The organism is Streptomyces sp. NPDC002324, assembly GCF_053593335.1.
This window is the reverse complement of sequence record NZ_JBSFCF010000033.1, coordinates 1-21,324: the sequence shown is the minus strand read 5'-3', so window position 1 is coordinate 21,324 and position 21,324 is coordinate 1. Positions and strand designations below refer to the sequence as shown.

16 protein-coding genes are annotated in these 21,324 nt (G+C 72.4%); all 16 read right to left on the bottom strand.

The genetic code is table 11. The features are described 5' to 3' along the window. Positions 1-63: 63 nt before the first annotated feature. The gene (locus ACWCRJ_RS32950; RefSeq protein WP_450942724.1) at positions 64-1,191 is read right to left on the bottom strand and encodes an ABC transporter ATP-binding protein; all 1,128 of its coding nucleotides are present in this window, start codon (positions 1,189-1,191) and stop codon (positions 64-66) included. Next, a complete protein-coding gene (locus ACWCRJ_RS32945; RefSeq protein WP_450942723.1) occupies positions 1,184-2,956 on the bottom strand; it encodes an ABC transporter permease in 1,773 nt (590 codons plus the stop codon). Before ACWCRJ_RS32945 ends, ACWCRJ_RS32950 begins: the two co-directional genes overlap by 8 nt. A gap of 43 nt (positions 2,957-2,999) precedes the next feature. Next, positions 3,000-4,190: an ABC transporter substrate-binding protein gene (locus tag ACWCRJ_RS32940; RefSeq protein WP_450942722.1), complete on the bottom strand. Its 1,191-nt coding sequence runs from the start codon at positions 4,188-4,190 to the stop codon at positions 3,000-3,002. Positions 4,191-4,318: 128 nt separating this feature from the next. Continuing rightward, positions 4,319-5,800, bottom strand: a complete 1,482-nt coding sequence (locus ACWCRJ_RS32935; protein ID WP_450942721.1) for a DUF6177 family protein — start codon at positions 5,798-5,800, stop codon at positions 4,319-4,321. Further along, positions 5,797-9,816, bottom strand: coding sequence for a type VII secretion protein EccCa (gene eccCa, locus ACWCRJ_RS32930; RefSeq protein WP_450942720.1), 4,020 nt, complete (start codon positions 9,814-9,816; stop codon positions 5,797-5,799). The genes ACWCRJ_RS32935 and eccCa overlap by 4 nt, the downstream gene beginning before the upstream one ends. Positions 9,817-9,874: 58 nt before the next feature. After that, positions 9,875-10,882: a type VII secretion protein gene (locus ACWCRJ_RS32925; protein ID WP_450942719.1), complete on the bottom strand. Its 1,008-nt coding sequence runs from the start codon at positions 10,880-10,882 to the stop codon at positions 9,875-9,877. A gap of 796 nt (positions 10,883-11,678) precedes the next feature. Continuing rightward, positions 11,679-13,067, bottom strand: a complete 1,389-nt coding sequence (gene eccD, locus ACWCRJ_RS32920; protein WP_450942718.1) for a type VII secretion integral membrane protein EccD — start codon at positions 13,065-13,067, stop codon at positions 11,679-11,681. A gap of 16 nt (positions 13,068-13,083) precedes the next feature. Beyond that, on the bottom strand, positions 13,084-13,389 hold the full coding sequence (locus tag ACWCRJ_RS32915) for a hypothetical protein (RefSeq protein WP_450942717.1): 306 nt from the start codon (positions 13,387-13,389) through the stop codon (positions 13,084-13,086). Between the two features lie 43 nt (positions 13,390-13,432). Then, positions 13,433-13,744 carry a pore-forming ESAT-6 family protein gene (locus ACWCRJ_RS32910; protein WP_005486398.1) on the bottom strand — a complete coding sequence of 104 codons (312 nt, stop codon included), beginning with the start codon at positions 13,742-13,744 and terminating at the stop codon, positions 13,433-13,435. A 32-nt stretch (positions 13,745-13,776) separates the two neighbouring features. Next, positions 13,777-14,109, bottom strand: a complete 333-nt coding sequence (locus tag ACWCRJ_RS32905) for a hypothetical protein (protein ID WP_371580145.1) — start codon at positions 14,107-14,109, stop codon at positions 13,777-13,779. A gap of 396 nt (positions 14,110-14,505) precedes the next feature. Beyond that, entirely contained in the window at positions 14,506-14,895 is a 390-nt protein-coding gene (gene rbsD / locus ACWCRJ_RS32900) for a D-ribose pyranase (RefSeq protein ID WP_450942716.1), read from the bottom strand. Beyond that, complete coding sequence (locus tag ACWCRJ_RS32895) at positions 14,892-15,791, bottom strand: ribokinase (protein WP_450942715.1); 900 nt, start codon at positions 15,789-15,791, stop codon at positions 14,892-14,894. Before ACWCRJ_RS32895 ends, rbsD begins: the two co-directional genes overlap by 4 nt. Before the next feature lie 181 nt (positions 15,792-15,972). Continuing rightward, positions 15,973-17,934 carry an ABC transporter permease/substrate-binding protein gene (locus ACWCRJ_RS32890; protein WP_450942714.1) on the bottom strand — a complete coding sequence of 654 codons (1,962 nt, stop codon included), beginning with the start codon at positions 17,932-17,934 and terminating at the stop codon, positions 15,973-15,975. Beyond that, a complete protein-coding gene (locus tag ACWCRJ_RS32885; RefSeq protein WP_450942713.1) occupies positions 17,924-19,477 on the bottom strand; it encodes a sugar ABC transporter ATP-binding protein in 1,554 nt (517 codons plus the stop codon). The genes ACWCRJ_RS32890 and ACWCRJ_RS32885 overlap by 11 nt, the downstream gene beginning before the upstream one ends. Continuing rightward, on the bottom strand, positions 19,474-20,508 hold the full coding sequence (locus tag ACWCRJ_RS32880; protein WP_450942712.1) for a LacI family DNA-binding transcriptional regulator: 1,035 nt from the start codon (positions 20,506-20,508) through the stop codon (positions 19,474-19,476). The genes ACWCRJ_RS32885 and ACWCRJ_RS32880 overlap by 4 nt, the downstream gene beginning before the upstream one ends. Positions 20,509-20,654: 146 nt before the next feature. Next, entirely contained in the window at positions 20,655-21,059 is a 405-nt protein-coding gene (locus tag ACWCRJ_RS32875) for an ATP-binding protein (RefSeq protein ID WP_450942711.1), read from the bottom strand. Positions 21,060-21,324 lie beyond the last annotated feature (265 nt).

The following is a 21,324-nucleotide window of genomic DNA, read 5'->3' as shown; positions in this document are numbered from 1 at the left end:
GAGGCCGCCGGTGTCCCGGGCGGCGGGGTCCCAGGGCGGCGGGCTCCCCGACCACCGCCACCGTCACGTGGTGACCGTCAGCAACTCCCGCTGTTCCTGCGGCAGTTCCACCCGGTCCGCGAACAACAGCGCGTGCCCCGGGTCGAAGACCAGCGCCACCTCGCCCGCCAGACCTCCGTTGCCGCTCAGCACCTGCACCACCTGGTCGCCGAGGCGGACGTCGTACTCGTAGCGGGAGCCGACGTAGGAGCTGGTGATGACCTGGGTGTCGAGGCGGTTCATGCCCGACGGGGTCTCGGCCGAGGCGACGACCTCCAGGCGTTCGGGGCGGACCGCGACCGTGACCGAGTCGCCCGTCGGGACGCGCCGGTCGCTGTCGACCCGGACGACCTCCCCGCCGGCGTCCAGGAGCACGGTGTGCCGGGTGCCATCGACGCTCACGACCTTGCCGGTGAGGAAGTTGCAGCGGCCGACGAAGGCCGCCACCGCCGGCGCGGCGGGCTTCTCGTAGATCTCGTGCGGGGTGCCGATCTGGATCATGTTGCCGCCCTCCATGACCGCGATCCGGTCGCTGAGCGCCAGCGCCTCGTCCTGGTCGTGGGTGACGTAGACCGTGGTGATGCCCAGCTCCTCCTGGAGCCGCTTGAGCCAGGCGCGGGCCTGCTCACGGAGTTTCGCGTCCAGGTTGGAGAGCGGTTCGTCGAGCAGCAGGACGGTCGGGGAGTAGACCAACGCCCTTGCCAGGGCCACGCGTTGCTGCTGGCCGCCGGAGAGCTGGTGCGGGTAGCGGCCGCCGAGCGCGGCGAGGCCCACCTTGTCCAGGGCGTCGTGGATCAGCGTCCTCTGCTGGTCCTTGGGGACCTTGCGGATGTTGAGCGGCAGGGCCAGGTTCTTCGCGATGGTCATGTGCGGCCAGAGCGCGTACGACTGGAAGACCATGCCGAGGTTGCGCTCCTCGGGGGGAAGGAAGATCCCCGCGCCCGCGTCCACGAAGGGTCTGCCGCCCACCGCGATCGAGCCCTCCGTCGGCTGCTCCAGGCCCGCGATGCAGTTCAGCGTCGTGGACTTGCCGCAGCCGCTCGCGCCGAGCAGCGTGAAGAACTCGCCGTCCCTGATGGTGAAGGTGACGTCCCGCAGGACGGAGTTGTCGCCGAAGGTCTTGGCGAGGTTCTTGACGGTCACCTCAGGCATGGTGCTTTCCCTTCATGAGCAGTCCCGCGAGTGCGACGAAGACCGCGGTGATGCCGATCTGGAGGGTGGCCAGCGCGGCGACGGATCCGGCCCTGCCCTGCGTCCAGAGGCTGAGCATGGTGGTGCCGAGGATGTTGTTGTCGGCCGAGGAGAGGAAGACGGCCGGGGAGTACTCCTTGAGCATGATCACGAAGGTGAGCACGAGCGCTCCCGCGAACGCCGGTGTGATCAGGGCCCGCAGGACACGGAAGAAGGTCATCAGCCAGTCGGCGCCGGAGACCCGGGCCGCGTTGTCCAGCTCGCCGCCGATCTGCATGATCGCCGGGGCGACCGAGCCGAACGCGCTGGGCAGGGCCCGCATGCCGAAGGCGATGACGACGGCGTAGAGCGTGCCCTGGAGGACCGAGCCCATCCCGAAGGGCGCCAGCGCGAAGGCCCAGAAGAAGCCGATGCCGATGATGATGCCGGGCAGGGACTGGGGGATCAGGGCCAGATACTCCACCGCCCGGCCGAAGCGGAACGTCGACCGCCGGGCCACCATCACCGCGAACACGGCCAGCGCGCTGACGACCACCGAACCGACCCCGGCCACGATCATGCTGTTGTACAGCGACTGCACGTAGTTGTCGGAGTCGAGGACCAGCTCGTAGTTCTTCGTCGTGACCGTCCTGAACGGCGACTGCAGCGGCGTGAACACGAGCGTGAAGGACCGCATCACCAGGCCCGCGATCGGGATCAGGGCGCCCACGATCACGTAGAACCAGATGCACGCGATGCTGACCCACTTCAGCCAGCCCAGGTCCAGCTTGCGCGGCCGGGTCACCTTGCCGCGCACGGACACGAACCGCGCCGCGTCCTTCAGCAGCTTCGCCTGGACGGCGACCAGGCTCAGCGTGACCACGAGGATCACCGTGGAGGCGGCGCCCAGCATCGTGTAGTCGGGGTCCACCGACTGAAGTCCGTTGTGGTAGAGGAAGGTGGAGAACACGTCGATGCTGACCGGCTGGCCGTAGAGCAGCGGCACGCTCAGCGTCTCGATGGAGACGGAGAAGACGAGGATCGCCGAGTACACGATCGGCGGCCGCAGCAGCGGCACGACCACCTGCGCGAGGATGCGGAAGGGGCCGGCCCCGCAGACCTGGGCGGCCGATTCGAGCGAGGCGTCGGACTGCCGCAGGGCGTTGGCGCAGAAGACGTACGCGATCGGGGCGAGCGCCACGGCCTCCGTGAGCGCCATGCCGGGGATCGAGTACAGGTTCCACGGCACCCCGCCGAAGATCTGCTGCACCTTCACGCTGACGAACCCGGCCGGGCCGTACATGATGATCCAGCCGAATCCCAGGATCAGCGACGATATGAAGAACGGCCACTGCATCGCCAGGGCTACCAGTCGGCCGCCCGGCAGCTTCGTGCGGACCACCACGATCGCCATGGGGATGGCGATGGCCAGGCTGAGGACCGTCGTCAGCGAGGCGAACAGCAGCGTGTTCAGGGCGACTTCACCGAAGCCGGCCTCGGTGAAGAGGTCGCTGTAGCCGCGGAGGGTGAACGCCCCGCCCGCCTCGTAGAGCGGGCGGTTGCGAATGCTCTGGTAGAGCGTCGGGACGATCGGGGCCAGCACCAGGACGGCGAGGAACGCCAGGATGGCGTACTGGACGACCGTGTCCCGTCCGATGCCGAGGGGGCGGCGGTAGCGCGGCGGCCTGAACGTGTCCGGGGGAGGCGCGCCGGCCGGTGTGCGGGGCGGCTGGGTGAGGGTTGACATGTGAGGTGACTCCGATCGTCCCGAAGGCTGCCTGCTCGCGTGCCTACTTGCGGAGTCCGTCGAAACGCTCCAGCCAGGCGGCGGCGTCGTCCTTCCCGACCGGCTTGTACTCGACGTGGATGATGTTCTCCTCGCCGACCGCGTCCACGACCTCCTGGTAGGTGTGCAGGCCCTCGCCCTTCACGCCCTCGCGGTACGAGGCCAGTCCGCCCTCGGCGACCGCGCGCTGGCCCTCCTCGGAGAGGGCGAAGTCCAGGAAGAGCTTCGAGGTCGCCGGGTGCGGAGCCTCGGCGGCGATCCCCAGGCCGCGCGGCAGGACGACCGTCCCGTCCTTCGGGAACACGATCTTCACCAGCCCCGCGCTGTCCTCGACCACCGGGTACGCGGGGGAGGCGCTGATCAGGAAGCCGGCCATGTACTCACCGGCGACGATCTTCTCCAGCTGGGTGCCGGAGGAGGTCTCCGGGCGGGTCAGCGGAAGGATCTTCTCCAGGTCGTCCCAGGACTCCGGGTTGCCCTCGGTGAGCGCCCGCGTGACCGTGAAGCCGAACGAACCCTCCGGGTCGCGGACCGTCACCTTGTTCCTGTACGTGTCCTCGTCCGACGTGAGGATCTCGGCGAAGTCCGTCAGCGTGGTCGGCGGGGTCTCCATCAGCGAGGTGTTGTACGCGATCGTCATCGGGTCCTGTGACATCGAGTACACGCTCGGCAGCAGCTGCGCGCTCGCGCCCAGCTCCTTCAGCTCCGGCGACTCGTACGACAGGACCGTGTTCTTCCGGGCCGAGAAGTCCGCCCAGGCGGTCGCCGCGCTGGAGATCAGCACGTCCGCCGGGGAGGAGCCGGCCGCGTTCTCGGACAGGGTCTTCTGGAACAGCTCGTCGCTGTCCAGCTCGTTGACGGAGACCGTCTTGACGAAGCCGTACTTCTTCTTGAAGTCCCGCACGATCGGGGCCATGTTCTCGTCGCCGAGGTTCGAGTAGACGGTGAGCTTGCCGCCCTCCTTCTCCGCGGCCGCGATCAGGTCGGCGTAGTCGGCCGGGTAGTAGTCCGGCACCTTGCCCGCCGAGATCTTGTTCTCCGCCACCTTCGGCGCGGCGTCGTCGCCACCTCCGCAGGCGCCCAGGGTGCCGAGCGCGAGGGTCGCGGCGAACGCCGCCGCGAGGGGACGCCGGTATGCCGGCCCCCTGCCGGTGGCGACGAGGTGCCCGGTAGCGGTGTGGCTGGATCTGGCCATGGTTCTCCTCCTGGCGCGTGCCTTCTGGCAGCTGTTGCCGGGAGGTTAGGGACCCAGGTCAGGCCGGTAAATGCCGGATCCGTCAGAGCTCGTACTGCTCGTAGTGGTCGTTGAGTTAGTGACGCGAGTCACCCGTGCTGAGCAGGGGCGGATGGCCGGGAATGATCGCCCTTCAGGTGAGCCGTCAGCTGCTGGAGCCGCCCCCAGGCCTCGGTGTCCGCGCCGTCCCCGAGGGGGTAGTGCAGGGCCGGGCGGGCCGCCGGGCCGAGGGGGACCGCGCGGACCTCGACCGGGGGCCGCCGCGCGCGGTCCAGCCCGATCGTGTGGACGTCGTCCGGGCCGAGGGTGAAGGCCACCGGCAGCGGCGGACCCTCCAGACGGGGCGCGGTCGTCAGGTCGGCGCGCGCCACGCGCACCGAGGTCAGCATGGTCCGCAGCCCGTGTTCCCGGACCGCGGTGTCGGCCAGCGCCTGGATCCGGTCCAGCGGCGGCTCCTCGCCGGCCGCGTACCCGACGGTCAGGACCGCGTCCTCCTCCACGCCCTTCGTCGTCCGCGTCACCCGGACCGTCGCCAGGGCCGGCCGTTCCGGGGCGCCGACGACGACCAGCTGCGACGGCTCCGGCGCCCGCTCCCGGGCCAGGTCGGTCAACTGCCGCCGGGACCAGGGGAGGTTGACCGGTTCGGCGGTGCCCCAGCCCGCCGGCGCCGCCCCCGTCAGCTCCTGCCAGGCCGCCTCCAGGGCGCCGCCCAGCAGCAGCCGCTCGTCGGCCCGGTGGACGGTACGCAGGGCGACGATCAGCTGACGTCCGGGCGGCTCGTCCGCCGGGGAGCCCGCCGTACCGCCCGCCGTACGGCCCGCCGCGCCCTTCTCCGACACGGGCGCCGGGCGCGTGAACGCGGCGGCCACCGCCGCCGTCCCGTCCTCGGCGAACGCGGGCGAGAACGCCCCGTCCCGCCAGCGCAGCACCGCCCCCGACAGGCCGTCGTAGTAGCCGCACTCCGGGTCCCGCACCACCCAGCGGTTGGGGACGCGCGCGAGCGTCGTACGAGCGGCCGTGGTCAGCCGCACGCCGGGCGGGGTGACGATCTGCAGGGACCGCCGGGACGCCACGGCCGTCCGCATGATCTCCGCGAGCCAGCTGGTCAGGGCGACCACCGGCCGGTCGACGAGGACCACGGCCGCGTGCTCGGTCACCACGTCCACGGCGGGCTGTCCCGACCCCGCCGACGGTACGGCGGACACGTCCACCACCTCGGTGCTCGCCGCCCCGGGAGGCCAGGTCGACCCGCCCAGCAGGGCGTTGAGCCGCCCGCACACCACACCCGCGAGCCGTTCCGCCTCCGGCACCGCCGTGGACGCCCGCGCCTCCGTCCACCAGAACGGGGCCCGCACGGTCTGCCCGAGCAGCCGCTCCGCCTCACCGGGCACCTGCACCAGCACCGGCGACTCCACGGACACCAGCGGACGCCCGCCCGGCCCGTGCAGCTGGACGACCGCGCCGTCGGCCGCCGCCGACAGGTCCAGGTCGGACCCGCCGGCGTACAGACTCGTCATGAGGGCCCACACATCGGGCATCTTCGGGGTGAGCGCGATGACGTCCCTGGTCACGGGCGGTCGCCCTCCTCGCTGTCGAGTGCCGTCTGGATCAGCTGATGGGCCCGCCCCCGGCGGACCAGCGTGCCCCGCCCCGGCGGCTGCGCCGAGGCGTACAGGCCGGGGAAGAGCTGCCCCTCGCTCCGCTCACCGGTCATCAGCAGCGCGGTGGTGCCGGTCTCGCGCAGCGTCTGCAGCAGCGGCTCGTACATCGCCCGGGAGGAGCCCGCGACCCGCCGGGTGATCACGAAGTGCAGCCCGATGTCCTGCGCCGACGACACATACGGCAGGAACGGCGACAGCGGCTGCTGCCCGGCGGTGGTGAGGATGTCGTAGTCGTCGACCAGGATCACGATCCGCGGGCCCTCGAACGCGGGCTCGTCGGTCAGCGCGTCCGGGTCGGCGCTCTGCGGCATCCGTTTCTCCAGCTCGGTCGCGATCCCCGTCGCCAGGCCCGCCGCGAGCTTGGCGTTGTGCGCGTATCCGCCCCGGTACGGCTCCGGGATCACGCCCCGCAGCCCGCGCCGGGGGTCGAACACGCCGAAGACCAGCTCCTCGTCCGAGTACCGCTCCACGAGCCGTGCGGCGACCAGCTTCAGCAGGTTCGTCTTGCCGCACTCGTTGTCGCCGAGGACCAGCAGATGCTGGTCGGTGCCGAAGAGGTCCAGCAGGGCGGGCGCCAGGGCGTCCTGGTCCACGCCGATCGGCACCCGGTGCGGCTCGGCGAGAACCGACGGCAGCCGGCCGGAGGGCAGCCGCGTCGGCAACACCCTTACGGGAGGCGCCAGTTCACCGTGCCAGGTGGATCGGATCGTCCGGGCCGCGTCCTCCAGCGCGGGACCGAGGTCACTCGTCGACGGCCGTCCGTCGAGGCGCGGCAGGGCGGCCTGCGCGAACAGCCTGCCGTCGGTCAGGACCCGTCCCGGCGTGTCCGGCGACAGCGTCTCGGAGAGCTTGCGGTCGACGCTCGAATCGCTCGGGTCGTTCAGCCGCAGCTCCACCCGCGTCCCGAACATCGACTGCGTCGCGATCCGTACGTCGTTCCAGCGGAGCATGCCGCCGACGACGTGGATGCCGTACCCGCCGCCGCGCTTGAGCAGGTCCACGACCGTGTCGTCCAGCTCGGCGAACTCGTCGCGCAGCGCCCCGAACCCGTCGACGAGCAGCACGATGTCGGTGGACCCCAGCTCGCGCAGCTTCCCCTGCGCCCGCAGGTGCCGCAGCTGGTCGACGGAGTCGATGCCGTGCTCCCGGAACAGCTCCTCCCGCTCGTTCAGCATCGTCCGCACCTCGGCGACCGTCCGCGCCGCCCGCTCGCGGTCGGCCCGTCCCGCGATCCCGCCGACGTGCGGCAGGCCGGCGAGCGCGGACAGTCCGCCACCGACCAGGTCGAGCCCGTAGACGGCCACCTCGGCGGGCGTGTGGGTCGTGGCGAGGGAGAGCGCGAGGGTCCGCAACAGGGTCGTCTTGCCGGACTGCGGGCCGCCGATCACCGCCGCGTGCCCGCCCGCGACCGTCAGATCGAGCACCCAGTGCCCCTGCCACTGCTTCGCCGGATCGTCCAGCACCCCGAGCGGCACCCGCAACGGCCCCTCGGCGGCCGCCAGCCGCAGCCCCCGCTCGTCCACCCGTACGGGCCCGGCCGCCGCGTCCAGCGTGATCGCGTCCGGCAGCGGCGGCAGCCAGATCCGCCGTACCGGCCGGGCGGCCAAGGCGAGCTGGTCCACCATCACCGACATCACCGTCGGCCCGGTCTCCCGCTTGGTCGCCTTCGGCCCCTCGACGACCTCGGTGCCGGTCCGCGCGCTGTCGAGCGTGTTGTACGTCGGATACGTCCAGGCCAGCGGCGTGTCGTCCTCCTGCGCCACCAGCGCCGGACCCCGGTACGCGCCCGACACGTACCCCGCCTTGAACCGCTCGTACGTCGAGGTGTCCACCTTCAGATAGCCGAAGCCCGGCAGCGGCGGCAGATGGAACGCGTCGGTCGTGTCCAGCACGGTCCGCGACTCGTCGGCGGAGAAGGTGCGCAGTCCCAGCCGGTACGAGAGGTAGGTGTCCAGGCCCTTGAGCTTGCCGCCCTCGATGCGCTGGCTGGACAGCAGCAGGTGGACGCCGATGGACCGCCCGATGCGGCCGATGGACAGGAACAGGTCGATGAAGTCCGGCTTGGCGGTGAGGAGTTCACCGAACTCGTCGATCACCACGAAGAGGTGCGGGAGCGGTTCGAGGTCGGGCCGGCGGGTGGCGCGCAGGGCGGCGTAGTGCCCGATGTCGGCCACGTTCCCCGCGTCCTTGAGTACCTGCTGCCGCCGCTTCACCTCGCCCGCGAGGCTGGAGTGGACGCGCTCGACCAGCCCGGCCTGGTTCTCCAGGTTGGTGATCACGCCCGCCACGTGCGGAAGTCCGGTGAACGGGGCGAAGGTCGCGCCGCCCTTGTAGTCGACCAGGACGAGCGCCAGGTCCTCGGGGGAGTGGGTGGCGGCGAGTGCCAGCACGAGGGTGCGCAGCAGCTCGCTCTTGCCGGACCCGGTCGCGCCGACGCACAGCCCGTGCGGGCCCATGCCCAGCTCCGAGGACTCCTTGAGGTCCAGCAGGACCGGCTCGTGACGGTCGGTCAGGCCGATGGGCACGCGCAGGAACTCACGCTCGCCGCGGGGTGCCCACAGCTCGTGGAGGTTCAGTACGGCCGGGTCGTCGATGCCGAGGAGGGCCGGGAAGTCGACGGGGCCGGTGACCGGGGTGCCCTCGGCGGCCGACTCGGCGGACAGCCTGAGCGGCGCGAGCAGCCGGGCGAGGCCCTCGGCGCCGGCGGCGGTGACCTGGTCGGAGGTGCCGTGCGCGGGCGGGACGGCGGTGGGGGCCGTGATCGCCGAGGGATCCGGGTCGCGCAGGTCCTCCACCACGACCTCATCGCCCCGCACGGTGATCCGCACCGACACGTGGTCGGGCTCGTGCACCTGCTCCGCCAGCAGATGCAGCACGGTGACGCCCATGTCCGCGAGCCCCACCGCCGTGTCCGGGCGCGGCAGTTCGGCGGCCGTCTCCCCGTACTCGTCGCTCACGACGAGCATGCGGGACGCCAGCCGCAGCGCCTTGCGGTCGGCGAGCCCCCGGCGCACCTCCGCCGCGTACGACGCGCGCCGGCCCAGCTCGTGCCGGAAGTGCCGGGCCAGCTGCGGCAGGCTCGGCGCGATCCGGCGGGCCGCCACCGGGCCGTCGTGCTCCTGCGCGTCCAGCACGTGCGGCAGCCACTTGGCCCACTCCCAGTCCGCCAGCCGCTCGCCCGGGATGCCGAGTGCCACCGCCACGTCGTCCGGCGCGTGCGCGACGGCGGCCTGGACGAGGAGCGCGCGGGCCACCCGCAGCACGCCCTCCCGGTCGCCGACCACGCTGACGTTGCCCGCGCGGTCCAACGGCACGGTGATCGGGCAGTCGTTGGCCACGGAGTAGCGGGCCAGCAGCGCGCGGGCCTCGTTCAGCATGAAGGGGTCCGGCGGGGTCATCACCCCGCCCTGGTTCTGCCCGATGACCAGGTCCGCCACGGGGACGTCACCGGTGCCGACCCGCACCCGCAGGAAGTCCGGGTCCTGCCGCCGCCGCTCCCACAGCCGGGCGGGGTCGCGCACCAGGTCGTACAGCGCCTCCGGGGGCGGATCGAGCACTCGCGCGAGCGCCCGCCGTTGCCGCTCCTCGGCCCCGAACTCCTCGCGCAGTTCCTCCAGATACTCCAGGTACCGCTCGCGCTGCGCGCGCCGGGTGCGCTGGGCCTTGCCGCGCTGGGAGAGGAAGAGGGCGACCGCGCCGAGCAGCGCGAACACCAGCACGATGGCGCCAAGTGCCGCGAACTGGCTGTTGCGGATCACGGTCATCATCACGACCGAGCCCATGACACCCGCCATCGGCAGCAACGCCGTCGCCGCCGTCCCCGCCTTGCCCTCCGGGAGGTTCGGCGGCGGCTCGATCGTGCGGGCTCCCGCGGCCCCGAGCGGCCGGGTGCTGCGCGCGGGCCGGTGGATCAACTGCTGGGTCACGGACGGACCCCTTCTGCCTGTTCTGCGTGTTCTGCCTGTTCTTCCTGTCGGTGGTCGTTCATCGCATCCGCACCGCCCGGGTCATCGCCTCCGCCGCCAGCGTGATCGCCGCCGCACGGGTCTCCCGGCCGAGGAGCGCGGTGCGGATGGGGCCGCCCTGGGCGAGGTGGCGGTCGTAGGGGACGGGGACGACGTGGACGCCGGACTCCTTGAGGTGGGCGACGGCCGTGTCGCGGTCCAGCGTCACGTCGGGGGAGTTGGCGGTCAGCGCGACCACCGTCGAGCCGAGCGCCGAGTGCGGCAGCTGACCGAGCCAGTCCAGGACCTGCCGGGTGCCGTTGACGCCCTCGGCGGTCATCGGCGCGACGACCACGCGCGCGTGGGCCGTATCCATCGCCGTACGGGCCACCTCTCCCGGCAGGGTCTCGCAGTCCACCACCGTCACGGCGAAGTAGCGCCGCAGCGCGAGGGTCACGGTGCGGTACGTCCGGATGTCCAGCGGGGCCCCCACCCGGCCCTGGCTGCCGGGCAGCAGCCAGCCGCCGTCGGACACCGGCACCAGGTAGCCGGTGACATCGGTGAGCTGCATCGCCGGGTTCAGGATGCGGGCCAGATCGGCCGCCGCCCAGCGCACCGAGTCGGCGCCCATCCGCACCGGGAGCGTGCCGAGGGCGGCGTCCGCCTCCATCGTGAGCACGGGGTCGTGCCGGTAGTGGTTGAACGTCCGCCCCAGCAGCGCGGCCGTCGTCGACTTCCCGACCCCGCCACGGATCGACGTCACGGCGATCACCCGCCCCGTCGTCACCGGCTGCTGCAACTCCCGCGCGATCCGGGTCTCCTCGGCCACGTCCTGCGCGGCGGAGGAGGCGAGCTTCCGGATCGAGCGCCCCGTACGCCGCACCACGGAGTCCCCGTGCTGCGGCCGCCCGAGCGCGTGCGCGAGCCGGGGGTCGATCGTGGGGACGGAGTCGGGGGCGCGCAGCGGCGTCTGCGGCACCCGCGCACCACGAGCCGCCGGCACACCGCCCGACGCCCCGTCCCCCGGCACCCCGTCCCCACCGGGCACCTCCGGCACCTCCCCGCCACCGGGCACACCGGCCGACCGCGCGGCGGCACCGTGCGCTCCGGCAGGGGGCCCCACGGCGGGGGCGTGCGGCACGGGGACCGCGCGGGTGGGCTCTACCGGCGGCTGTGCGTAGTGCCCTGGCTGTAGCGGCGGTTGCAGGTGGGGGGTCGGCTGCGTGGGCGGTCGCACGACGGGTGCCGCCTGTACTGGCGGCTGTACGGCGTGCCCCGGCCGCAGGTGCGCTTGTGCGGCGGGCGTCGCCCGGCCCGGCTGTTGCCCGAGGGGGGTCTCCTGCGACGGCGGCCAGGCGACGTGCCCGGTCTGAACCGGCGGTGGTACGTCGTGCCCCGGCTCCACCGGCGGCTGCGGGTGTACGAAGGCTGCCTGCCGCATCGCCTGCGGCCCGACCGGCACACCCTGCTCCGGCTGCCCCGCAGCCGGCCTCAGTGCCTCCTCGGCCGCCGCGCCGTACCCCGGCACAGACCGAGCGAACCTCTCGCTCCCGGCACCCTCGGCGGACCCCGGCTCCCCGGCCGCGCCAGGCGCCGCCGTTTCGGACCTGCCCACCGCCCCGGGCCCGCCCGTCGGCGCAGGCCCGCCCACCGGCTCCGCCGACCCGGTCGGCTCGGCCGGTACCGACCGCACCAACCTCAGCGTCGGCTCGGCCCGCCGGGCGGGGGTCACCGGCGCGGTGGGGGCGGTGTTCTCGCCCCCGGGCGCCGGATCCTGCCCGCCCAGCTCGCGCAGCACATCCCGCTGCCAGTCCCCTGCCTGCGTCATGTGCGGCCCCCAGCCCCTAGGCGAACGTGTCGAGCAGTCGTCCGTACACGCCGAACACCCCGATGAGCAGCGGGAACAGAGTGATGACGCCGATGGATTCGAGGGTGTCGCCGAAGCGCCGGAGCCGTACGCGTACGTGCTCGGCGGGCTGCACGGCGAGCACCAGCAGCGGAAGGGCGGCGAGCAGGACGAGGACGGCGAGCGGACCGGCCGCCCCGCCGGAGTGGTCCAGCCACGCCGAGACCAGCCGCACGGCGAGCACGGCCGCCGCGCCGAGCAGTACCACCACCTCCGCGACCAGCGGGAACGCCCGCGCGCGCAACGCGAGGACGACCATGGTCACGACGGCCAGCAGCACCGTCCACCTGGTGGGCGCCCGCAGCGCGAACACCCCGGCCGCGGTCGCGGAGACGGCCAGGGTGACCGTCGCCAGCGCCAGCCCCCGATGCGTGGCGGTGAGCGCCGCCGACACCTGGAAGCGGCTCACGGAGGTGCCGCCGGAACGCCGGTCGTCCAGCCCGGAGAGCCCCGACGCCATCAGCGCCAGCCTGGGCAGCAGCCCGAGCACGACCACGGAGACGACCGCGAGAACGGCCCCCACCTCGGCCTGCTCCGGCACCGACGGCGACACCGCGCCCGACACGGCCGCGGCGACCCCGAGCCAGCAGAGCGAGATCCCGCCGAGCGCTCCCGCCCCGACCAGCCCGCCCCGCCCGAGCGGGGTGAACAGCCCGAGCAGGGCGAGCGTGCCGACCCCGGCCGTGGCCAGGGCCGCGACCTGTGCCGCCCCGGACCAGTGCTGTGCCTCCGCCGATGTCCACGCGCCGAGCAGCCCCAGCGCACCCGCCGTCGCGATCAGGGTCGTCGCCAGGCCCCGCTTCCCGGCCCGCCCGAGCAGCGCACCCGCGAGCGCGGCCACCAGCGCGACACCGAGCAGCGTGGCGGCGACCACCCCGGGTTCGTACGCGGCCCGTGCGAGGACGCCGGCGGCGAGGGCCCAGCCGACCGTGGCGAACCCGGCGGTCACCCGGCGTGCGGCCGGCCGCCAGCGGCCGGCGCGGGCGTCGAGGTCGTCGGCCGCCTCGTCCGTGACGTCGTGCACGACGGGCGCCGACGGCGCGTCCTCGGCCCGGACGAGCCGCAGCACGGCGCCGTCCGGAATGCCGGCCGACTCCAGCGTGCCGTCGTGCGCCAGCGCGGAACCGTCCGCGGTGACGAGATGCCGCAACTCGGGCCGCCCGCCCACCTGGTCGTCGAGCAGCCGCATGATCTCCGGCAGCAGCAGTCCGACCGGTTCGCGCGACGGCAGCACGAGATCCACCCGCCGCCGCTCACCGACGAGTGTGACCCGGCTGAGCGCCGTCCGCGCTCCGCCCGTGGCCTGCCCCAACGTCCCCGTAGACATCACGCGATCGAACCTATCACCGGGTAGAAGTGCTGGTCGGGGCTGTGGAAACCGCTGTGGAAACAGCGGGGGAGGGGGTGACGGACGGCTGCACCGAACCCCCGTACGGGCTCTTGCCGATGATGCGGTTCGACACGAAGGACCACCCCACACACCCCGCGCACAACACCGCCGCGATGACGATCCCGGCGAAGATCTTCCCGATCCGTTCGTCCACGGAACGCCGCTGCCGCTGCGCCCCGAACAGCAGGGCGTCCCGCAGCCGTCGACGCCGCACCGACACCGACTCCAGCAACTGGCTGTCGTAATCCTGCGCTGCCACGGCTACGGAACCCCGCTCGCTTCTCTGTCGGCCGACCGGCCGGTCAGCCGATCTGGTCGACCGCCGCGCGGGCCTTGGCCAGCGTGGACTGGGCGGTGCCGTCGTTCTGTTCGAGCGTGGTGCGCACGAGGCGGATGATCTCGCGGACCTCGCCCGCCGCCTTCTTCCAGCGCTCTTCCTTGCCGTGGTAGTCGTCGGAGACGCCGTCGGCCTGGAACTCGGTCATCGCGGCCTTGACGGCGGCGTCACGGTCGCCGAGGACCCGCTCCAACTGCCCCACGATCGTGCCGAGCGCGGTCTGCACCTCGCCCGAGGCTCCGGTGTCGTACGAACGGCGGTCCTGGTTCTGCGCCATGTGGATGTCCCCCTGCTGATGCTCTCGATGGCTTATCGGGCGCCGAAGCGGGCCGCGTCGAAGTTGGCCAGGCCCATGTTCTGGTTGGCGTTGTCCTGGGACTCCACGTCACCGGTGCCGAACGCGTCGTCCATGCCCGACTGACCGCCCAGGATCGCGGCGAGCGAGCCGTTCAGATCGGCCGTGATCTCGTCCGCGCGGTTCTTGAACGAGTCGAACGCCAGCTTGCCCGCGCCGTTGAACTTGCCCTCCAGCGGTTCCGCCGCGCTGATCAGCAGCTGGATCAGTGTCCCGAGGTCGTCGCTCGATCCGAGCGTGCTCTTGCCGAGGTCCGCCAGGGTCGTCGACCCCATGTCGAACTTCACGTCGTGTCCACCCCCGTGTGTCCGGTTCACCTGCGTCCCGAACATGCTCTCCCACAACCCGTTGCACCCGCAACGCGGTTGCCGGTGAAGTGACATCATCGGGACATAAATCGAACGCCCTTGTATCGAACGCCCTTTTGTCGCTGACCGCGTTGGCATACCAAAGAAATCTCAGAACGCGTGCAACCCTCCCCGCACTTCGCGGGTCGTATGTGGCATCAGGACGTCTCGGACGGGGGATCCGGGGGGATCGCGGGACTTCTGATGGGGAGGGAAGCCGAGGGGCCCGGTCCACTGGACCGGGCCCCTCGAAACGTCCTCACCGCCGTCCCTCACCCCCGGCCTCGCCGCCGACACCCACACCGATGTCCGATGTCTGATATCCGGTTCACCGGCTCAGAAGAACACCCCGCACCGCAACAGCACGTTCGCGTACGGCCGCGCCTCCCCGGTCCGTACGATCAGCCGCGCCCCCGCCGACAGCGCCTTCAGCTTCTCGTGGGAGACCAGTTCCAGGTCGGGGAAGCGGTCCTCCAGCAGTGCCGTCGCCTCCGGGTTCGCGCCCCGGACCTCGCGCGCGGCGGTCGCGCCCTCGACCACGAGTTCGTCGAGCAGCCCGTCCAGCACCTGGGCGAACGACGGCACCCCGGCCCGGAACGCCAGGTCGACCACCCGCGGCCCCTGAGGCACCGGCATCCCCGCGTCGCACACCAGCACCCCGTGCCCGTGCCCCAACTCGGCGAGGGCGCCCGCCAGATGACGGTTCAGTATCCCGGCCCGCTTCACAGCGCCGCGACCTCCTCGGCGGTCGGGAACGACACCTGCGCCCCGGCCCTCGTGACGGCCACCGCCCCCACCCGGGCCGCGTACGCGGCGGCCTCGGCCGGCTCCGCGCCCGCACCCAGCTTCCACGCCAGCGCCGCGGTGAACGCGTCCCCGGCCCCCGTGGTGTCCACGGCCTCCACCCGCACGGCGGGCACCCGCACGCTGCTCCCGGCGGTGGCGACGAGCGCCCCCTCCGCGCCCAGCGTGACGACCACCGACCGCGGCCCCAGCGCCAGCAGCGCCCGTGCCCAGTCCTCCGGCGAGCCCGCCAGCTCACCCCCGACGATGACCTGCGCCTCGTGCTCGTTGACGATCAGCGGATCACAGGCGGCCAGCACCTCGGCGGGCAACTCCCGGGGCGGCGACGGGTTCAGCACGAAACGCGTCCCCTCCGGCAGCCGCCGTACGACCTCCACCACCGTCTCCAGCGGGATCTCCAACTGCGCCGAGACCACCCGCGAGGCCCGCAACAGCCCGTCCGCCGCCCGCACGTCCTCGGGGGTCAGCCTCCCGTTGGCGCCCGGCGACACCACGATGCTGTTGTCGCCCGACGGATCCACCGTGATCAGCGCGACCCCGGTGGGCGCCCCGCCGACCAGCACCCCCGCCGTGTCGACCCCGGCCGCGCGCTGCGAGTCCAGCAGCAGCCGCCCGTGACCGTCGTCACCGACCCGCGCCAGCAGCGCCGTACGCGCTCCCAGCCGGGCCGCCGCGACGGCCTGGTTGCCGCCCTTGCCGCCCGGATGCACGGCCAGGTCGGAGCCGAGCACGGTCTCCCCGGCCCCGGGCCGCCGCTCGACACCGATCACCAGGTCGGCGTTGGCCGATCCCACGACCAGGAGGTCGTAGTCGTACATGATCCATCTCCCTGTGCAGGTGGACTGGAGCCGCCCGAAGGCCGGTCACGCCGACGGGCGGAACGATCGAAACACGCGGCGGGACCGAAGGGCCCGGAACGGCCCGGCGGAACCGACGCGCCCGGAACGGCCGAGGCGGCCGGACGGGGCCACGCGCTCCCCGTCCGGCCACCGCATCGTGTCAGCCGCTGAACTCGGCCACGTTCTGCGACGTGACCACCTTCACCGGCACCATCACCGACTTCGCGACCTTCTCGCCCTCGGCGGCCTTCACCGCGTTGCGCACCGCGATCCTGCCGAGTTCGGCGGGCTGCTGCGCGACCGACGCGTACAGCGTGCCCGCCTCGACGGCCTTCAGCCCGTCGGCGGTGCCGTCGAAGCCGATGACCTGGACGGACTTGCCGGCCTTGGCACCGAGCGCCTTGATCGCGCCGAGCGCCATCTCGTCGTTCTCCGCGAAGACGCCGTCGACGCCGGAGTTGGCCTGGAGGAGGTTCGTCATCACGTCGAGGCCCTTGGTGCGGTCCCAGTCGGCCGGCTGCTTGGCGAGGACCTTGATGCCCGGGTAGGCCTTCAGCCCCTCGGCGAAGCCGGCGCCGCGCTCCCGGCTGGCGGAGGTGCCCGCCTGGCCCTGGAGGATGACGATCTCCCCCTTGCCGCCCAGCTTCTCGGCGAGCGACCTGGCGGCCAGCTTGCCGCCGCTGACGTTGTCGGAGGCGACGAGCGCGGCCGTGTTCGCGCCGTTCACCGCGCGGTCGACGGCCACCAGCGGGATGTCCGCCTTGTTCACGGCCTTCGCCGCCGGGGTCACCGCGTCGGAGTCCACCGGGTTGACGATGATCGTGCCGAGACCCTCGCTGGTGAAGTTCTGCAACTGGTTGGCCTGCTGCGAGGCGTCGTTCTGCGCGTCGGTGACCGACAGGTCCACGCCCAGCCTCTTCGCCTCGTCCTGCGCCCCGGCCCGGATCTGCACGAAGAACGGGTTGTTGAGCGTCGACAGCGACAGCCCGATCTTCTCGCTCTTCGCCGCCGACGACCCGCCGTGCAGGAAGGAGGTCGCGCCCATGACGGCCGCCGCGACCACCGCCGCGAGCACGTACGTCAGCGCCTGCCTGCGCCGCTCCCCGGCCCCGCCGGTACCGGCCGCGACCGGGGTAGCCCCGGCCCTGCGGCGCACCGTGTCGAGCAGCACCGCCAGCGCGATGACGACACCGATGACGACCTGCTGCCAGAACGCCGACACCGACAGCAGGTTCAGCCCGTTGCGCAGCACCGCCAGGATCAGCGCGCCGATCAGCGTCCCCGACGCCTTGCCCGTACCGCCGGCCAGCGAGGCGCCGCCGATGACGACCGCCGCGATCGCGTCCAGCTCGTAGCCCTGCGCGGCCTGCGGCTGCGCGGAGGACAGCCGGGAGGCGAGCACGATGCCCGCGGCGGCGGCGAACAGCCCGGACAGCGCGTAGATCGCCAGCTTCTGCCGCTTCACCCGCAGCCCGGACAGCCGGGCCGCCTCCTCGTTGCCGCCGATCGCGTACATGGCCCGCCCGATGTACGTACGGCCCAGGATCACGGCCGTCACACCGCCCAGCACGAGCATCACCAGAACCGGCACCGGCAGCCAGCCGCCCAGGTTGTCCCCGAGGTGCGAGACCGACTCCGGGAACGCGATCGGGCTGCCCTGCGAGATCACCAGCGACAGACCGCGCCCCACCGACAGCATGGCCAGCGTCGCGATGAACGGCGGCAGCTTCCCGTACGAGATCAGGAAGCCGTTGACGAGACCGCACGCGACACCGGTGGCGATCGCGAGGATCACGGCTATCCAGACCGGGACGCCCTCCGACGTGGCGCTCCAGGCCAGCACGGTGGCCGACAGGGCCGCCACCGAGCCCACCGACAGGTCGATGCCCGCCGAGACGATCACGAAGGTCACACCGAACGCGAGGATCGCCGTGACGGCGGCCTGGACGCCGATGTTCAGCAGGTTGTCGGCCGTCAGGAAGTCGCCGGAGAGCACCGACATGGCGACGACGAGGACGATGAGCGCGGTCAGCGCGCCGTTGTCGAGCAGGATCCGGCGAAGCCCCGATGGTCCCGAGGCGCCACGCGCGCCCGGCGTGCTCTTGAGCGTGTCAGCGGCCACGGGGGGCCTCCTTCTCAGTCTTCTCGGTGGTGGGGGTCGTGGGGATGGTGGGGGTGGAGACCGCGAGCGCCATCACGGCGTCCTGGGTGGCCTCGGCGGCGGCGAGTTCGCCCGCGATCCGCCCCTGGGCCATGACCAGCACCCGGTCGCTCATACCGAGCACCTCGGGCAGGTCACTGGAGATCATCAGTACGGCGGCACCGGCGGCCGTCAGCTCGTTGACCAGCTCGTAGATCTCGACCTTCGCGCCTACGTCGATGCCGCGCGTCGGCTCGTCGAGGATCAGCACCCGGGTGTCCGCGAGCAGCCACTTGCCGATGACGACCTTCTGCTGGTTGCCGCCGGAGAGGGTGCGCACCTGCTGGTGCAGCCCGGCCATCCGGACCCCGAGCCGCTCGGCGACCCGGGCCGCGCTCTCCCGCTGTCGTCTCAGGTCGACGAACCCGCCCCTGGTCGCGCCCCGCAGGGTCACCAGACCGAGGTTCTCCTCGACGGACGCGTCCAGCAGCAGCCCCTGGCCCTTGCGGTCCTCGGGCACGAGCCCGATCCCGGCGGCCATGGCGGCGCCCACGTCGTCCTTGGGCACAGCCGAACCGCCGACTCGCACAGCCCCCTCGTCGTACGCGTCGGCGCCGAACACGGCCCGCACGACCTCCGTACGACCGGCGCCCACGAGCCCCGCGATGCCGACGACCTCACCGGCCCGCACCTCGAAGCTCACGTCGTGGAACACCCCGTCCCGCGTCAGCCCCTCGACGACGAGCAATGCCTCCCCGGCGTCGGAGCCGCCCCGCTGCCGCGGGTACTGCTGCTCGATGGAGCGCCCGACCATGAGCCGCACCAGCTCGTCCTCGGGCGTGGAGGCGGGCACCTGCCCGACACTCCTGCCGTCCCGGATGACGGTCACCCGGTCACCCAGGGCGGCGATCTCCTCCAGGTGATGGGTGATGAAGACGACGCCCACCCCGTCCTCGCGCAGCCGGCGCACGATCGCGAAGAGCTTCTCGACCTCCTCGGTCGTCAGCACGGCGGTCGGCTCGTCCATGATCAGCACACGCGCGTCGAGACTCAGCGCCTTCGCGATCTCGACCATCTGCAGCCGGGCGATGCCGAGTTCACGCACCCGCGCGCGGGGCGACACCTTCACCCCGACCCGCTCCAGCAGCTCGGCGGCGTCGGCCTCCATCCGCTTCCGGTCGATCATCCCGAAGCGGCGCGGCTGCCGCCCGAGGAAGATGTTCTCGGCGACGGTCAGATCGGGCACCAGGTTGAACTCCTGGTAGATGGTGGCGATCCCGAGCCGCTCGGAGTCCTGCGCACCATGGATGCGCACCTCCTCGCCCTGGGCCAGGATCCGTCCCGCGTCGGGTGTGTAGGCGCCGGAGAGCATCTTGATGAGCGTGCTCTTGCCCGCGCCGTTCTCCCCGAGCAGGACGTGCACCTCGCCCCGGCGCAGATCGAAGTCGACGCCGTCCAGCGCGACCACCCCGGGGAAGGTCTTCCGGATGCCTTCGATGCGCAGCAACTCGTCCGGGTCGCTCACGACGTGCTCCTGTTCGTCACGGGGGACGGCTCTGGGGGAGTGGACTCGCCGCACGACAGACGTACGACGAGACGTGCGGGGAGGGTGACGGACTGCGGAGGCCGCCCCTCGATGCGGTCGACGAGCGCGCGGACGGCGGCCCGCCCCAGCTCGCCCGTCGGCTGGGCGACCGCCGTGATCGGCGGATCGGTGTGCACGAACCACGGGATGTCGTCGAAGGCCGCCAGCCCGATGTCCTGCGGAACCCGCAGCCCACGCGCGCGGACGGCGTCCAGCGCGCCCAGCGCCATCAGGTTGTCGGTGGCGAAGACGGCCTCGGGCGGTTCGGCCAGGTCGAGGAACCCCTCGGTCACCCGCCGCCCGCTCTCGGCCTGGAAGTCGCCCTGACCGATGTAGGCGTCCGGCAGCGGCAGCCCGTGCGCGGCGAGGGCCTCCCGGAACGCCTCCACGCGCTCCCGCCCGGTGGTGGTCGCGGCCGGACCGGCGATGATCGCGAGCCGCCGGTGCCCGAGCCCGTGCAGATGCGCGACGAGGTCCCGCACGGCCGCCCGCCCGTCGGAGCGCACCACCGGTACGTCCACCCCCGGGATCCACCGGTCCACGAACACCATCGGCGTCCCGGCCCGCACGGCGTCCAGCATCAGCGGCGAGCCCCCGTCGGTCGGCGACACGAGCAGTCCGTCGATCCGCCGGTCCAGCAGGGTCCGTACGTGGTGGTCCTGCAGCTCGGGCCGTTCGTCGGCGTTCCCGATGATCACGCTGTACCCGAGCGCCCGCGCCTCTTCCTCGACGGACCGCGCCAGCTCCGTGAAGTAGGGGTTCATCACGTCACTGATGACCAGCCCGAGGGTCCGGGTCTGGTCCGTCCGCAACGACCGGGCGACGGCGTTCGGCCGGTACCCCAGCGCGGCCACGGCGGCCATCACCCGCGTACGCGCGTCCTCACTGACCGACGGATGGTCGTTCAGGACCCGCGACACCGTGGCGACGGACACGCCCGCATCGGCCGCGACGTCCTTGATGCTCGCCATCGCCGCTCCACCTCCTCGTGGAATCGATTACATCGAGGTCATGAAGGATTGGAATCGATTCCACGGGGATGGGCAAGGGGGTGGCGATGGCTGAAATTGAATCGTGACCGAGGTGCGGTGGCTGACCGGGCCCGGTGCGACGCCGACTAGGCCGCCGCCAGCTCGCACCACACGTACTTGCCCCGCTCGCCGAACCTGGCCGACGGCATCCATCCCCAGTGCGGCGTGCAGGCCACGACGAGCCCCAACCCCCGCCCGTCCTCCCGCTCGCCCACCGCGTCCAACGGCTCCGGCGGTCGCGGCGGTTCGGGGTCGGCGTCCCACGCCCCGATCCACACCACCCCCTCCGCCGACCGCCGCACCCGCAGCGCGGCGGGCCCCTTCGTGTGCCGTACGGCATTGGAGATCAACTCCGCCGCGAGCAGCTCCGCCGTGTCCACCAGTCCGATGAGCCCGTGCATGGTGAGGATCAGCCGCAGGGTGCGGCGGCAGACGGTCACGGCTCTGAGGTCGTTGGGGATCTGGAGGGTGTAGTCCCAGGTTTCGGGCATGGGTCGTCAACTCCGATGGGTGAGGGGGGATTTCAGCGAGATTCTTGCGAGGAACCCCAGGCGTTTGCGCCTGGGAGGAATCGCATCGTGTGGTAGCGACGCGGAGCGTCGCAGTGTCCGGGAGTTCGGGCGCGGAGCGCCCGTAGGGCTGTCTGGCGAAGCCGGGGCATTGTCGAACGTACGGCCGGGCGGGTCGCTGAATGGTGGGACAGGTGTACGGAAGTGGTCTGTGTGTGCGGGCGGCTGTGTAGGTTCGGGTCTCATG